General features: G+C 62.4%; 12 protein-coding genes. 5 read left to right on the forward strand and 7 right to left on the reverse strand.

Translation table 11 applies throughout. The features are described from left to right. The first annotated feature begins 9 nt into the window (after window positions 1-9). A complete protein-coding gene (gene metC / locus AYR47_RS21585) occupies window positions 10-2,703 on the forward strand; it encodes a cystathionine beta-lyase (protein WP_061436775.1) in 2,694 nt (897 codons plus the stop codon). Window positions 2,704-2,745: 42 nt separating this feature from the next. On the opposite strand, the gene AYR47_RS21590 is transcribed toward metC, so the two are convergent. The 6 genes from AYR47_RS21590 to AYR47_RS21615 form a co-directional block, all read right to left on the reverse strand. Further along, window positions 2,746-3,822 carry a nucleoside hydrolase gene (locus AYR47_RS21590; protein ID WP_061436777.1) on the reverse strand — a complete coding sequence of 359 codons (1,077 nt, stop codon included), beginning with the start codon at window positions 3,820-3,822 and terminating at the stop codon, window positions 2,746-2,748. Between the two features lie 28 nt (window positions 3,823-3,850). Beyond that, window positions 3,851-5,161 carry an MFS transporter gene (locus AYR47_RS21595; RefSeq protein ID WP_061436779.1) on the reverse strand — a complete coding sequence of 437 codons (1,311 nt, stop codon included), beginning with the start codon at window positions 5,159-5,161 and terminating at the stop codon, window positions 3,851-3,853. A gap of 162 nt (window positions 5,162-5,323) precedes the next feature. Further along, on the reverse strand, window positions 5,324-5,956 hold the full coding sequence (locus tag AYR47_RS21600; RefSeq protein WP_061436781.1) for an N-carbamoylsarcosine amidohydrolase: 633 nt from the start codon (window positions 5,954-5,956) through the stop codon (window positions 5,324-5,326). Between the two features lie 12 nt (window positions 5,957-5,968). Beyond that, a complete protein-coding gene (locus tag AYR47_RS21605) occupies window positions 5,969-6,721 on the reverse strand; it encodes a maleate cis-trans isomerase family protein (protein WP_010210656.1) in 753 nt (250 codons plus the stop codon). Window positions 6,722-6,735: 14 nt separating this feature from the next. Continuing rightward, entirely contained in the window at window positions 6,736-7,533 is a 798-nt protein-coding gene (locus AYR47_RS21610) for an alpha/beta fold hydrolase (protein ID WP_061436783.1), read from the reverse strand. After that, window positions 7,530-8,663 (reverse strand): FAD-dependent monooxygenase, encoded by a 1,134-nt coding sequence (locus AYR47_RS21615; RefSeq protein ID WP_016977979.1) that lies wholly within the window; start codon window positions 8,661-8,663, stop codon window positions 7,530-7,532. Before AYR47_RS21615 ends, AYR47_RS21610 begins: the two co-directional genes overlap by 4 nt. 307 nt (window positions 8,664-8,970) lie before the next feature. Here AYR47_RS21615 and AYR47_RS21620 point away from each other — a divergent pair, with 307 nt between their 5' ends. The 4 genes from AYR47_RS21620 to AYR47_RS21635 all read left to right on the forward strand — a co-directional run bounded on the left by AYR47_RS21620 (window position 8,971) and on the right by AYR47_RS21635 (window position 14,676). Beyond that, entirely contained in the window at window positions 8,971-10,023 is a 1,053-nt protein-coding gene (locus AYR47_RS21620; protein ID WP_033901620.1) for a 2,5-dihydroxypyridine 5,6-dioxygenase, read from the forward strand. A gap of 60 nt (window positions 10,024-10,083) precedes the next feature. Then, window positions 10,084-10,518 carry a MarR family winged helix-turn-helix transcriptional regulator gene (locus tag AYR47_RS21625; RefSeq protein ID WP_082781522.1) on the forward strand — a complete coding sequence of 145 codons (435 nt, stop codon included), beginning with the start codon at window positions 10,084-10,086 and terminating at the stop codon, window positions 10,516-10,518. A 142-nt stretch (window positions 10,519-10,660) separates the two neighbouring features. Then, window positions 10,661-11,143, forward strand: coding sequence for a (2Fe-2S)-binding protein (locus tag AYR47_RS21630; protein WP_033901618.1), 483 nt, complete (start codon window positions 10,661-10,663; stop codon window positions 11,141-11,143). 5 nt (window positions 11,144-11,148) lie between these two features. Continuing rightward, window positions 11,149-14,676, forward strand: a complete 3,528-nt coding sequence (locus AYR47_RS21635; protein WP_061449466.1) for a molybdopterin cofactor-binding domain-containing protein — start codon at window positions 11,149-11,151, stop codon at window positions 14,674-14,676. Here AYR47_RS21635 and AYR47_RS21640 read toward each other — a convergent pair. Beyond that, window positions 14,673-15,311, reverse strand: a complete 639-nt coding sequence (locus AYR47_RS21640) for a TetR/AcrR family transcriptional regulator (protein WP_061436787.1) — start codon at window positions 15,309-15,311, stop codon at window positions 14,673-14,675. The genes AYR47_RS21635 and AYR47_RS21640 overlap by 4 nt on opposite strands. Between the last annotated feature and the right edge of the window lie 81 nt (window positions 15,312-15,392).

Below are 15,392 nucleotides of genomic sequence, written 5' to 3' on the forward strand. Positions count from 1 at the left end.
GGGACTTCCATGAGCCAGACCATCACCCCCAGTCAACTGCAGCAATGGCTGTTCGACGGGCAGGAAATCGCCCTGTTCGACGTGCGCGAACACGGCCAATACGGTGAAGCCCACCTGTTTCACGGGGTGAACTTGCCCTATAGCCGTCTGGAACTGGAGGTACGCCGACTGGCGCCTAACCCCCAGGTGCGCCTGGTGATTTACGACCAGGATGGCGGTGATGTGGCGGCGCGCACGGCGCAACGTTTACGGGGGCTGGGTTATAGCCGCGTGCATGTGTTGGAGGGGGGCGCCGAAGGTTGGCAGGCCGCCGGCTTGCAGCTGTTTGCGGGGGTGCACGTGCCATCCAAGGCGTTTGGCGAGTTGGTCGAAGAGGCCAGTCACACACCGCATGTGACTGCTCGGCAATTGGCGGACTGGCAAGCGCGCGGCGAACCGTTGGTGGTGCTGGACGGTCGGCCGTTCGATGAATACCGCAAGATGACCATTCCCGGCTCCATCTGCTGCCCCAATGGTGAACTGGGCTACCGCGTGCATGACCTGGTGCCGGATGACAGCACGCCCATCGTGGTCAACTGCGCCGGGCGCACCCGCAGCATCATCGGCGCGCAGACCTTGATCAACCTGGGTCTGAAGAATCCGATCTATGCCTTGGAAAACGGCACCCAGGGCTGGTACTTGGAAGATTTCCAACTGGAACACGGCAGCACCCGGCGATATGCGGATCACGTCAGCAGCGATCTTGCCCAGCAGTGCCAGGCGGCGCAGCGACTGGCCGAGCGGGCAGGGGGGGTGACGGTGTCGGCGGATCAGGTGCGCCAGTGGGCCGATGACGCCCAACGTAGTCTGTTTCTGTGCGACGTGCGCACGGGTGAAGAGTTCGCACTCGGCACATTGCCGGGTGCGCAACATACGCCGGGCGGGCAGTTGATCCAGTCCACCGACCTTTACATCGGCGTGCGCCAGGCGCGCATTGTGCTGGTGGACAGTGATGGTGTGCGTGCACCGATTGTTGCCAGTTGGCTGCGCCAGTTGGGGCATGAGGCGTATGTATTGAACGGTGGCATCGACAGCGGGCTGGCCTTGCCGGTGTTGCAGCCGGTGGCGTATGAGCCGCTGCCGTTGATCAGCCCTCGTGCTTTTGACTTGGGGGACGTCAACCTGATCGACCTGCGCCCGAGCATGGTCTTTCGAAAGGGGCATATTCCCGGTTCCCGGTGGTCGATCCGTTCGTTGCTGGAAACCGATCAGCGTCCGTTGGTACTGGTGGCGGATGATCCTGCGTTGGCCGCCTTCGCCGCCCAAGGGTTGCAGGCGCAGCTGCTCGACGGCGGTTTCGCCGCCTGGGCCGCGGCCGGTCTGCCGGTGAGTGAGGACCCGCAAAACCCGCCCGACGCGCAGTGTATCGACTTTCTGTTCTTCACCCACGACCGCCACAGCGGCAACAAGGACGCCGCGCGCCAGTACCTGGCCTGGGAAATCGGCCTGCTGGCGCAGATGAGCACGGCAGAGATCGCCAGCCTTAAACCGCTGCCGGCACCGTCGCGGGTGCGCACCCGGCTGATACATGCGGCCCGTACCGAAAAAGGCCAGGGTGGCCGCGCGGTCAACGTGCCGATTACACGCATCAGCACCGTGCTGTTCGACAACCTGGCGCAGATGCGTGACGCCCGTGCCCGCCGTGACAGTGAGCGGGTGTTGACCTATGGCGCACGCGGCAACCCGACTTCCCACGCCCTGGAAGACCTGGTCACCGAACTGGAGGGCGGCTATCGCACCCGTCTCTACGGCACCGGCCTGGCCGCAGCAGCCCAGGTGTTCCTGGCGTATCTGCGCCCCGGCGATCACGTGCTGATCACCGATGCGGTGTATTCGCCGGTGCGCAAGTTGGCTCGCGAGTTCCTGCAGCCGTTCGGCATTGAAGTCAGCTATTTTTCGCCGGACGGCAAAGGCCTGGAAGCCCAGTTGCAAGCCAATACCCAACTGGTCTACGCCGAAGTCCCGGGTTCGTTGCTCTACGAACTGTGCGACCTGCCCGCCATTGCCGCGTTGTGCAAACCGCGCAATATCCTGCTGGCCGTGGACAACACCTGGGGCTCGGGCTACCTGTATCGCCCGCTGGCGTTGGGCGCAGACATCTCCATCATGGCCCTCACCAAATACCTCGGCGGCCATAGCGACGTGATGATGGGCAGCGTGTCCACCACCCAGGCCGCGTGGCCGGCGCTGGGCCGGATGAGCGATACCTTCGGCAATGCCGTGAGTGCGGACGATGCCTATCTGATCCTGCGCGGTGCACGCACCCTGGCCTCGCGCCTGGATGTGCATGAGCGACAGGCATTGGACATCGCCCTGTGGTTGCAGGCGCAGCCGCAGGTCAAGCGCGTGTTCCATCCGGCGTTGCCCGAACATCCGGGGCATGCGCTGTGGCGGCGGGATTTCACTGGCAGCAATGGCTTGCTGTCATTTGAGTTGAACAGCGCTGACCCGGCCTATCTCGAGCGCTTCATCGACGGTCTGCAATTGTTCGGATTGGGCGCTTCGTGGGGTGGCTATGAAAGCCTGGTCACCGTGGCCGATACCCAGGACCGCGACAGCGCGGCGGACCGAGGGCTGAACCCGGTGGTACGCCTGCATATCGGACTGGAAGATGTGGCGGCGCTGATCGAGGACCTGCAGCGCGGGTTTGCGCTGGCGGGTTGAGCAAAAAAGCGCTCCCACGCAAGGTGGGAGCGCCCGGGCCGGTCAGTGCTTGACCGGCGTCGGCAGGGTCACCAAGTTGACATAGCCATCCCAGAACGCCTTTTGATCCACACCAAACACCACCTTGGCTTTCTGAGTACCCACCGGCGCACCTTTGGCGTAGCCCAGTGCGCGCCCGTAATCAGCGCCGAACGTAGCATCCACATCCACCCACAAATCGCGGGATTCAGTCACGATCTGCGGGTTGACCAGATACAGCGCCGGCAAGCTGTCCCAGGTAAAGCTGTGGTAGCTCGGATTCTTGTCGAACAAGGGACCGAACTCGTGCTTATACAGGTCGGCAATCGCGCCTTTCTGGGCAATCACACGCTGGTACACCGTTTTGTCGAAGGTGACTTTCTCGCACACATCATTGGGGAAAATCACGTGTTCGATCGGCGAGCGCAACACGATCTTCGCGGCCTCCGGGTCGAACCACCAGTTGAATTCCGCCGCCGGTGTGGTATTGCCCGGAATCTCCAGGGCGCCGCCCATGTACACGATGCGCTTGATCAGCGGCACGATATCCGGCGCCGAACGAATCGCCAGGGCGAGATTGGTCAGCGGCCCGACCGCCAGAATCGTTACCTGATGCGGGTTGGCGCGCACGCTGTCGACGATGAATTGCGCGGCGGTTTCCTTGCGCAATGGGGTGTGCGTCGCCAGGCCATCCGGCGGTGCGATCAACTGCCTGGGCGAAGTCGGGCGGGGGTTCTTGAATGCCCCCGGCCAGCCGGAGCCGAACAGCGCCTTTTCCGCCTCGTAGGTGGCGTAGTCATGCAGCAACGGGTAGGCAGCGCCGGAGTAGACGCCAACCTCTTTCTCCACGCCCATGCGCTCCACGGCCTTGAGCGCATCGACCTGCTCCTGGTCGACCCAGGCGTTGCCGCTGACCAGGGTCATGCCCAGCAACTCGATACGTTTTTGCGCATGGAGCTGGGCGAGCATGATGAAGGCCTGGCCGTCATCGTTGAGCACGTTGAAGTCGGTGTCGAAAATGACTTTCTCCGCAGCCTGGGCGGTGCCGGCACACAGGCCGACGGCAACCAGCAGCGCGCAGCTTTTCAGGAAACCTTGCATGGTGATTCATCCGAAAGAATTGTTGTTATCAACGGTTCACCAGTTTCGCCGGCAAGGCGATGACCAGGAAGCTGCTGAGGATCAGGCAGCCGGCGAAAAACCACAAGGCACCGGCGCTGCTGCCTGTGACGTCGATCGCAACGCCCATCAACGAGTTGCTCACCAAACCTGCGATATTCGCCACCGAACAGGCCAGGGCAAAACCGGTGGCCGCCGCAGTGCCTTTGAGAAAGGTCGCCGGCAGGCTGAAGAACACCGGCACCGCGCCGATGATCGCCGCCGAGGCAATCGCGAACAGCGCCACGGTGGCCGCCACGTTATGGGTAAAGAAGGTGCTGGTGGCCATGGCCGCCGCGCCGATGAAAAACGGCACGATGATGTGCCAGCGGCGTTCGCGGTGTTTGTCGGAGCTGGCGCCAATCAGCAGCATGCCGAGCAGGGCGGCCACGCTCGGCAGTGCAGTGAGCACGCCGATATGAAAGGTGTCGGTGACCCCGGCGTTGCGGATGAACGTCGGCATCCAGAAGCCCATGGCGTAGGCGCTGAGCAGGATCGAGAAGTCGATACCACCGAGCATCCACACCTTGAGGTTGAAGAAACCGTCGCGGAAGCTGTGCTTGCTGGCGGCACCATCGGCGTCGTCCTTGCGCAGTTCGCTTTCCAGCAGGGCTTTTTCCTCGTCCGACAGCCATTTGGCTTGCTGGTAGGTGTTGGGCAGGGCCCAGAAGGTCAGCACGCCCAGCAACACGCTGGGCACCGCTTCGATCAGGAACAGCCACTGCCAGCCGCGCAGGCCGCCCATGTGATCGAAGTGGCCCATGATCCAGCCGGACAGCGGGCCGCCGATCACGCTGGAGAGCGGCAGGCCGATCATGAACAACGCGATGATGCGCCCGCGTCGATGGGTGGGGAACCAGGTGGTCAGGTAGTACAACACACCCGGCAGGAAGCCCGCTTCAGCGGCGCCGAGCAGGAAACGCAGGATATAGAACTGGGTCGTGGAGGTGACCAGCATGGTGCAGGCCGAGAGCAGGCCCCAGGTGATCATGATGCGCGCGATCCAGATCTTCGCGCCGACCCGCTCCAGCACCAGGTTGCTGGGGACCTCAAAGATGATATAGCCGACAAAGAACAGCCCGGCGCCGAGGCCGAACGCGGTTTCGCTGAACTGCAACTGGTCGAGCATCTGCAACTTGGCGAAGCCGATGTTGATGCGGTCCAGGTAGGCGGCGAGGTAGCAGAAGCACAGGAAGGGGATCAGCTTCCAGGTGATCTTGTGGTAGAGCGTGTTGACGGGGTCTGCGACCGAGGTCGCGGGCGCTGCATTCGCAATGGGCATTGGGTGTCTCCTGGCGGTGACTTATGGTTTTTATACAGCCGCTTTTGTTCCAGCACTTCGGAGTGCTGTAGAAGCGACTTCCAAAGGCAGTGTCAGAAGACTGGGGCGCGGGCCCCAGTTTGATGCAAGACCGCGCTCTATGGCGCAGTTCTTGATAACGTCTTATTGCTCCCTGAACTTGCGCATTGCCTCCTGCTTGCTCACCACGTCGCCATACTTGCTGTCGATATCGAACAGGTTGGCCTCATGGGGCGCCGGGTGCCGATCGCCGACGCATTCGCGCACGACGATGGTGCGAAACCCGTGTTGCACCGCATCCACCGCCGTGGCACGGATGCAGCCGCTGGTGGAACAGCCGGCCAGCACGACGGTGTCGATGCCCTGGGCATGCAGCATTGGCGCCAGGCTGCTGCCGAAAAACGCACTGGCGTACTGTTTGGTAATGACGACTTCCTCGGCCAGTGGCAGTACCTCGGCGCAGAACGCCGCGAGTGGGTTGCCTTCGACCATGTCCTTCATCACCGGGGCTTTTTTCACCCAGATCCCGCCATCGACGAAATGGCCGGGATGGTAGCGGATATTGGTGTGCACCACCGCAATCCCGTGTTGGCGTGCGGTGGTCAGCAGCTCGACGCTTTCCGCCACGGCCGTGACCACGCCAGGCGCAAACAGCGGCGCGCCTTCGGTGGTGTAGCCCTGCATGAAGTCGATCATCAGCAGCGCGGCTTTTTCGCCAAAGCCGATGCGGTTGCCCCATACGCCCTGGTAGTTGGCGTCGGCGGATTGTTCGGTCATCTTTAAACCCCCTCAGTAAGCACCGGAAAGCAGGGCACCGGCACCCGGCACGATGGGCTCCAGGTCCAACGCCTTGAGCATCGCGTAGGTGGTGGCAATGGCGGCGGTGAGTACCGGTTTGCCGGTTTGTGCCTCGACCTTGGCCACCACCGGCAGCGATTGCATCTGCACGCAGGCAGACAGCACGATCACATCGACGCCTTCCAGGTTCATCCCGGCGACGATGGCCGGCAGGTTGGCCGGGTCGTGGCGGGCCACTTCGAGGTTGTCGGGGATTTCCAGGGCGCGCCAATCCACCACTTCAAAGCCTTCTTCACGGATGTAGTTCACCACCAGTTCAGTCAGCGGTTTCATGTACGGCGCGACGATGGCAATGCGCTTGGCGCCCATGACTTTCAGGCCTTCGATCAAGGCGCCGGCGCTGGTGATCACGGGCGCGTTGGCGTCGTTGTCAGCGGTGGCTTTGCGCAGGCGCTGTTCGGAGTTGCGGTGATAACCCAAGCCCATGGCCATGATCGCCACCAGGCAGGCGTAGCCCAGCACATCGACCTTGGCGTCGGACAACTCGACAGCGCAACGGTCGGATTCGCCGTCCATGGCCGCCAGTTCTTCCTTGCGCACTTGCTTCATGCGCATGCGGCTGGAGTGAAAGGTGAAGCGCTCGGGACGTATTGCCTGGCGCGCGGTGAGCATCGCCGGAATCTCGGTTTCCATGGTGGTGTTGGAGCTCGGCACGATCTGGCCGATGCGGTAAGGCTTCTGCATGGGGGTCTCCGTTCTTATTGTGTGAGGAAGTCGCCGAGGGCGACGAAGAAACCGTCGAGGTCGTCCCACGGAATCATGTGGCCGGCGTCTGGCACGCGGGCGACGTGGATACTCGGTTGCAGGTCCTGGATTTCGGCAATGTCCTCATCAAGGATCACGCCGCCACGCCCGGCCACCATCAACAGGGCAGGGGCCTTGAGGTGGGGCAGGTCCTGGTGGAAATCCACTTCGTGGAAGTCATTGAAGGCGCGCACGATGGCGGGCTCGTAGCAGGTGTGCAGCCATTCGGCGCGCAGTTGCAGTTGTTCCTGGGTCCAAGTGGCGCAGAAGGCGCGCATCGCCTGCGCGTCCATGCCGACCAGGGATTGGCGGATGGAGTCGACGTACCACGGCAGCTTGCTCGGGTATTCGCGTCGGCCTGGGCCTGAGACCGGTGGGTCGATCAGCACCACGCGCTTCACGCCTTGAGGGTGTTTGACGGCACTGCGCACGGCAAAGCGTGCACCCATGGAATGGCCCATCAGGTGGTAGTTGTTCAGGTTCAATGCGTCGGCAAAGGCACCGATGTCCTCGGCGCAGGTGTCCGCGCTGTAATCCAGCTCGGGACCGGTCGTAGACAGGCCGCGACCGCGCACATCCAGCACATAGGTGTCGAACTGCGCGCCGAGGCGCTCGGCAACAAAGCCCCAGGTGATGGCCGGGCTGGTGATGCCGGGGATCAGGATCAGCACCGGGCCCTTGCCGCCGTAACGCAGGTAGTGTTGGCGAATGCCGTTGGCCTGCACGTTGCCGCCGTAGAGAAAAGTGCTCACGCGGCCACCCCCGATTTCAGTTCCTGGGCGTACAGGTCATAGCCATAAACCCAGGCCGGATCTTCCTGGGTGCGCAGCCAGGTGTTGGCATTGGACACGGCCTGCACGCGGGATGCGCGTTCCTTGCGGTTGGCTTCGTAGAGCTGGAAGGCGGTGCGGTAGTCGCTGATGCCGGTTTCCTGCAGGCAGCGGGTGAGCATGGCGGCGTCTTCGATGGCCATGCCTGCGCCCTGGGCCATGTGCGGTTTCATCGGGTGGCAGGCATCGCCGAGGAGTACCAGACGGCCACGGCTCCACAACGGCAGCGGGTTGCGGTTGCGCAGCGGCCATTTGGTCACGCTTTCGGTGGATTCGATCAGGGCCTGGACGGTGGGGTGGTAGCCCTTGAAGGCGTCGAACATCTCTTCGCGACTGCTGTCGACGAACGCACCCTGGAAGTCCCATTCGGCATGGGGCACGCCGGTCACGTAGTAGTACTCGTCGCGCTTGCCGGTGGTGTAGTAGACCATCATGTGGCGGTCTTCGGTCCACCACTTGATGCAGTCTTCGAACTTCAGGTCGTACTTGGCGAGCTGGTCACCCCGGATCAGCGCACGGTGCGCGACCCAGCCGCTGTACAGCGGTTTTTCCACGCCGAGCAGTTCTTCGCGGATCTTGGAATTGATGCCGTCGGCGCCGATCACGATGTCGGCGTAGGTCACCTGGCCATCGGCGAAGGTCAGGCGTACCTGGGTGTCGGTTTCTTCAAGGGTTTCCAGGCGCTTGTTGAAGTGCAGTGTGCCGGGCTTGAGGGTGGACATCTGCAGCGCATGCAGGTCGCCACGGTGCACGGTGATGTAGGACGCGCCATAGCCGGTAAGCGGGATACGCGACAGGTAGTCGCCGCTCTCGCCGCAACGGCTGAACCAGTGCTCGGGGTGCGAGCCCATCAGGTCCAGCTGCTTTTCGATGCCCATGCGGCGGAAGATTTTCATGATGTTGGGCCCCATGTGGATCCCCGCGCCCAACCGGGAAAACTCCGGCGCCTGCTCGTAGACATCCACGTCGAAGCCGGCTTGCTGCAACAGGGTGGCCGCGGCGGCGCCGCCCAGGCCTGCGCCGACGATGGCGATTTTCTGAGTGCTTCCCATGGGGCGTGTTCCTCTCTCTTTTTTGATTTTCGGCGGCGTCTGTCCGCAAGGTTATAAAGTGTATACGCTCATTTTTTGAAATGGGAAGCCTGTCTTTGCAAATTTATTTTTTGGCCGCATTTGTCCTGTGTAACGGGTTGTGGTTAGCAATTGCTAGGTTTGTTTCGATAGGTAACGTTTTTGTGCACCGCTTGCAGTCTGACTGCAATTCGGGTCTTATCGTTATTAAATGGCGTATACGCTATAAAAATGCACTAGAGTGAAGCGCAGTGCCTGAACTTGGTGCAGGCCCACAGGAGACAGGAAAATGCCGGTAAGCGATTGCGAACTGACCCAGATGTTTGAACACGTGTTGACGCTGTCCAAGGTCGACCCGACCCAGAGCGTTGCCGTGCTCAAGAGCCATTACTCCGACGCACGCACCGTGCGTGCCGCGATGGACGCCGCGCAGCGCCTGGGGGCCAAGGTGTATGCGGTGGAGTTGCCGTCGTTCAACCATCCCAGGGCGATGGGCAATGACATGACCGCCTACTGCGGCGACACCGCGCTCACCGGCAATATCGCCGCCCAGCGTGCACTGGAAGCCGCCGACTTGATCGTCGACACCATGATGCTGCTGCACTCGCCAGAGCAGGAGCAGATCCTCAAGACCGGCACGCGCATTCTGCTGGCGGTGGAGCCGCCGGAAGTACTGGCGCGCATGCTGCCGACCGAAGAGGACAAGGTGCGTGTATTGGCGGCCGAACAGTTGCTGAAAAAAGCGCGCTCGATCCATGTGAAATCCCGTGCCGGCAGTGACTTCCGCGCCGCCTTGGGGCAGTACCCGTCGGTGACCGAATACGGTTTTGCCGATGAGCCGGGACGCTGGGACCATTGGCCGAGTGGTTTCCTGTTCTCCTGGCCCAACGAAGAAACCGCCGAAGGCGTGCTGGTGCTGGACATCGGTGACATCCTGCTGCCGTTCAAGACCTATACCCGCGAGAAGATCACCCTGGAGATCGAGAAGGGCTTCATCACCAACATCCACGGTGGTTTCGAGGCTGAATACCTGCGCGACTACATGAAGTACTTCAACGACCCCGAGGTGTACGGCATCTCCCATATCGGCTGGGGCCTGCAGCCACGGGCGCAGTGGACGGCCATGGGCTTGCACGACAAGAACGACGGCATGTGCATGGACGCGCGGGCGTTCTATGGCAATTTCCTGTTCTCCACCGGGCCGAATACCGAAGTGGGCGGGACACGCAAGACGCCGTGCCATATGGATATTCCGCTGCGCAATTGCGATGTGTACCTGGATGATGAAGCGGTTGTGATTGCCGGGGATGTGGTTGCGCCGCAAGCCTCCCGCGCCCGCTGATCATAGGTGTGGGGATGGAGTATCATGCCTCCCCACGTTAGCCACCCACCGAGCTCAGCCGTGCCAGATTCCTACGTATTTTCTGAACAAGTCGGCCACCTGTTGCGCAAGGCCTACCAGCGCCATCTGGCGATCTTTCAGCAGAATGTTGGCGATTCCCAGCTCACCGCCGTGCAGTTCGTCACCCTGTGTGCCCTGCGCGATCACGGTGCAAGCTCCCTGACCGAACTGGTCAAGGCCACCGCCGTGGACCAGGCGACTATTCGCGGCATCGTCGAGCGGCTCAAGACCAAGGAGCTGATCAGCCTGGAACCGGACCCGCAGGACAAGCGCAAAGTGGTGGTGGACCTGTCCCCGGCAGGCGCCGAACTGGTCGCCCAGACCGCGCCGCGCGCTGCGCAGATCAGCGAATTGACCCTGAGCAATCTCAACCCGGCCGAACGGATCGCGGTGTTGTTCCTGTTGCGCAAGATGATCGACGACCCGCAGGAATAATCGCAGCTGGCATCGATCTTGCTCTGAGTTCATGTAGTAGCCACTTCATCCGTCAAGTGTGTCGTGAGGCCCCAGGCCCACGACGCTTTTTTTTGACTGTTTGATGTAGTGAATACTTCACCAACTGTTACGGGCGAAGCGAATGATCAGCCAGCACATCACGGTAACGCTTGAGGTCAACGGGCAGAAAAGCGACGTCAGCGCCATGGCGGACACGCCGCTGTTGCTGGTGCTGCGCAATGACCTGGAACTCAATGGTCCCAAATACGGCTGCGGCCTGGGGGAGTGCGGTGCCTGCACCGTGATCATTGATGGAGTGGCGGCCCGTTCCTGTGTGTTTCCGTTGTCGGGGGCTGTGGGCCGCGAGATTGTCACCCTGGAAGGTCTGGGCTCACGCCAGGATCCGCACCCGGTGCAACAAGCCTTTATCGACGAGCAGGCCGCGCAATGTGGCTACTGCCTCAACGGCATGATCATGACCACCAAGGCCTTGCTCGACCGTAACCCCAACCCCAGCGAAGCCGAGGTGCGCAACGAGCTGTCGGGCAACCTCTGCCGTTGCGGCACCCATATCGAAATCCTGCGCGCCGTGCTGCGTGCGGCCCGCCTGATGACCGTGGATTGATGACCATGACCGACACCCCGCTTTCCCGTGACCAGTGGCTGGCCAAGGCCGGCGTTTTGTTGATCGTCGATGACGTGCTGCCGCCTTCGGGGCCGGTGGCAAAGGGCGGCACGCCCACCGTGAAACCCAAGGAACTGGGGCTGTTCATTGCGGTAAACGATGACGGCCTGGTGTACGCGTTCAATGGCCATGTGGACCTGGGCACCGGCATTCGCACATCGTTGGCGCAGATCGTCGCCGAAGAGCTCGACCTGACGATGGAGCAGGTGAAGATGGTGCTCGGCGACACCGAGCGTGTGCCCAACCAAGGGGCAACCATCGCCAGTGCAACTTTGCAGATATCCGCGGTGCCCCTGCGCAATGCCGCAGCCGAAGCACGGCGTTTCCTGTTGGCGCGGGCGGCGGGGCGCCTGGGTGTGAGCACGGCCAGCCTGAAGGTCGATGCTGGCGTCATCCACGCAGCTGACGGGCGCACCGCCACGTATGCCGAACTGGTCAGCGGCCAGCACGACCAACTGCGCATCAGCGGTGACGCGCCGCTCAAACCCATCGAGGACTACCGCCTGGTGGGCAAGGGCGCTGCGCGAGTGGATATCCCCGGCAAAGCCACGGGCGAGCTGACCTACGTACACGACATGCGCGTGCCGGGCATGCTCCATGGCCGAGTGATTCGCCCACCGTATGCCGGGCTCGATTGCGGCGATTTTGTCGGCAACAGCCTGTTGAGCGTGGATGAGTCGTCCATCGCGCATATCCCCGGTATCGTCGCGGTGGTGGTGATCCGCGATTTTGTCGGTGTGGTGGCGCTGCGTGAAGAGCAGGCGGTCAAGGCCGCCAGCGAATTGCAGGTGCACTGGAAACCCTGGAACCACGCGTTACCGGACATGAGTGATGTTGAACAGGCGATCCGCGACAACCCCCGCGTACGCCGTACCGTGCTTGACCAGGGCCATGTCGACGAAGCCCTGGCCGGCGCCAGCCAACGTATGCCGCGCAGTTATCTCTGGCCGTACCAGATGCACGGTTCGATCGGCCCGTCCTGCGGCGTGGCGGATTATTCGCCAGCCGGCAGCCGGGTGTGGTCGGGCAGCCAGAACCCGCACCTGCTGAGGGCCGACCTGGCATGGCTGCTGGAGTGCGATGAAGCGCTGATCGATGTGATCCGCATGGAAGCCGCCGGCTGCTACGGGCGCAATTGCGCGGATGATGTGTGCGCCGATGCCTTGCTGTTGTCCCGTACGGTGGGCAAGCCGGTGCGCGTACAACTGACCCGCGAGCAGGAACACCTGTGGGAGCCCAAGGGCACCGCGCAACTGATGGATGTCGATGGCGGCCTCAACGCCGATGGCAGCATTGCCGCCTACGATTTTGAAACCAGCTACCCCTCCAATGGCGCGCCGACCCTGGCGCTGTTGCTGACCGGCCGCGTCGAGCCGGTGGCGGCGATGTTCGAGATGGGCGACCGCACCTCGATCCCGCCTTACGACATCGAGAATATGCGCGTGACCATCAACGATATGGCGCCCATCGTGCGCGCGTCGTGGATGCGCGGCGTGTCGGCCTTGCCTAACACCTTTGCCCACGAGTCCTACATCGACGAACTGGCGTTCGCCGCCGGCGTCGACCCGGTGGAATACCGCCTGCGTTACCTCAAGGACGAGCGCGCCATCGACCTGGTGAAATCCACCGCCGAACGCGCCAACTGGGCGCCGCGCACCGCGCCGATGCAAACTACCAACGAGGACCATCTGCTGCGTGGTCGTGGCTTTGCCTACGCGCGCTACATCCACAGCAAATTCCCCGGATTCGGCGCGGCCTGGGCGGCGTGGGTGGCGGATGTGGCCATCGACAAACAGACGGGCGATGTGTCGGTGACCCGCGTGGTGATCGGGCATGACTCGGGGATGATGATCAACCCGGCCGGGGTGCAGCACCAGATCCACGGCAATGTGATCCAGTCGACCAGCCGTGTGTTGAAGGAGCGGGTGACGTTTGAAGAGTCGACGGTGGCGAGCAAGGAGTGGGGTGGTTATCCGATCCTGACCTTCCCCGAAGTGCCACAGATCGACGTGATGATGATGCCGCGCCAGGACCAGCCACCCATGGGCGCCGGAGAGTCGGCGTCGGTGCCCAGCGCCGCGGCGATTGCCAATGCGATCTATGACGCCACCGGCATTCGTTTTCGTGAGTTGCCGATCACCCCGGAGCGGGTGTTGGCAGCGTTGAATGCGGGCACCTTGGGCGAGCCGGCCAAGTCGCCGGAGAAACGCCGCAAATGGTGGTTTGGTGCGCTGTTCGCCACCTTGGGCGCGGTGCTGGCGACGGCCTGGCCGTTCCACAGTGAAATCGCGCCGATTGCACCGCCCAGCGCCGGCACTTGGTCCAAGGCCACTTTGGAGCGCGGGCGGTTGCTGGCGGCGGTGGGCGATTGCGCGGTGTGCCACACGACGCCTGGCGGCGCGACCAATGCCGGTGGGCTGGCGATGCAGACGCCGTTCGGCACGCTGTACAGCAGCAATATCACCCCGGATGTGCAGACCGGCATTGGCGCCTGGTCCTACCCGGCCTTCGAGCGGGCAATGCGTGACGGTATTGGTCGTGACGGGCGCAATCTGTATCCGGCGTTTCCTTATACGGCGTTTCGCAATATCAACGATGCGGACATGCAGGCGTTGTACGCCTATTTGATGTCTCAGGCCCCGGTGAGCCAGGCGCCGACGCCGAATGCGATGAGCTTTCCGTTCAATCTGCGGCCGTTGATGGCGGGCTGGAATGCCCTGAACCTGCGGCGCGGTGAAATTTCGGTGCAGCCTGAGCGCAGCGAGCAATGGAATCGCGGCAATTACCTGGTCAACGGCCTGGGCCACTGCGCCGCCTGCCATTCGCCGCGCAACCTGATGGGCGCGGAGAAGGGCGGCAAATCCTTTCTGGCCGGTGGCAGGGTCGATGGTTGGGAGGCGCCGGCCCTCAATGGTTTGTCCAAGGCCCCGACGCCGTGGACCCAAGACCAACTGTTTAGCTACCTGAGCACCGGCTATTCCGACGCCCATGGCGTGGCGGCTGGCCCGATGGGGCCGGTGGTCAGTGAATTGTCGAAACTGCCCAAGGCGGATATCCGCGCGATGGCGGTGTACCTGGCCTCGCTCAACGGTGATGCGGCTGCCGAGACCCAGGTGGCTGCGGCGGCCAGCGTGCCGAATCCGAACGGTCGACGGGTGTTCGAAGGCTCCTGCAAGGCCTGCCATGCGGATGGCCTGGGGCCGAAACTGTTTGGGGTGAGCCCGTCGTTGGCGACCAATACCAATGTACACAGCGATCAGCCGGATAATTTGATCAAGGTGATTTTGCAGGGCATCAGCAACCCGGCGACCAAGGATCTGGGGTACATGCCGGGGTTCAAGGACAGTTTGTCCAATAGCCAGGTGGCGGATCTGGCGGCGTACCTACGCGGCAAATTCGCACCGAACGCGCCGCAGTGGAATGGCCTGGAACAGAAGGTGGCGCATTTGCGCGCCAATCCAGGCACCCACTAAGGCGTCACGCCGCGCAGCACCAGGTCACTGATGAACCCCAGCCAATCCTGCTGCTGGCCTCTGTTTGCCAGGTCTTCACCGAGGAACGAGCTGAGGGTGTGGCGGTTGGAATTATAGAAGTAGCACAGCGAAGCAATCATCAAGTACACGTGCTTGAGGTCCACATCCAGGCGAAACACGCCTTGGGCCTGGCCCGCCTCGATGATCGGGCGCAGCACGCCGACCGCTTCCCCGGACAACCTGCGCATCTCGCCGGACTGTTGCGCGTGCTTGCCCTGGTGCAGGTTTTCGATGCTCAGGATCGCCACGAACTCCGGGTGCTTGACGTAGTAATGCCAGATGAACGCCACCAGGTCACGCAGCGCCTGCTCTGGTGCATCGAGGTTCAGCTTGAGCTTGCTTTCGGCTTTGTTGAACTGCTCGTAGGTGTGTTCCAGCACGCAGACGAACAGGTGTTCCTTGCTGCCGAAGTAGTAATAGAGCATGCGGTCGTTTGAGTCCGCCTCCTTGGAGATACTGTCGACACGCCCGCCGGAGTAACCGTCGCGGGTGAACACCTTGACTGCCGCCTGCAGGATGCGCGCACGGGTCTGGTCGGCCTGTTGGGCGCGGATGCCGGTCTTCTTGATCGCCATGTGAAAGTGCCTGGTCAGACAGTCTGGGCGCGAAATATAGCATGGGGTTTTTCGTGTCCGTTCTATGACCGACAAGTTCTG

Source organism: Pseudomonas azotoformans (assembly GCF_001579805.1).
In the GTDB taxonomy this organism is placed as follows: Bacteria; Pseudomonadota; Gammaproteobacteria; order Pseudomonadales; family Pseudomonadaceae; genus Aquipseudomonas; species Aquipseudomonas azotoformans_A.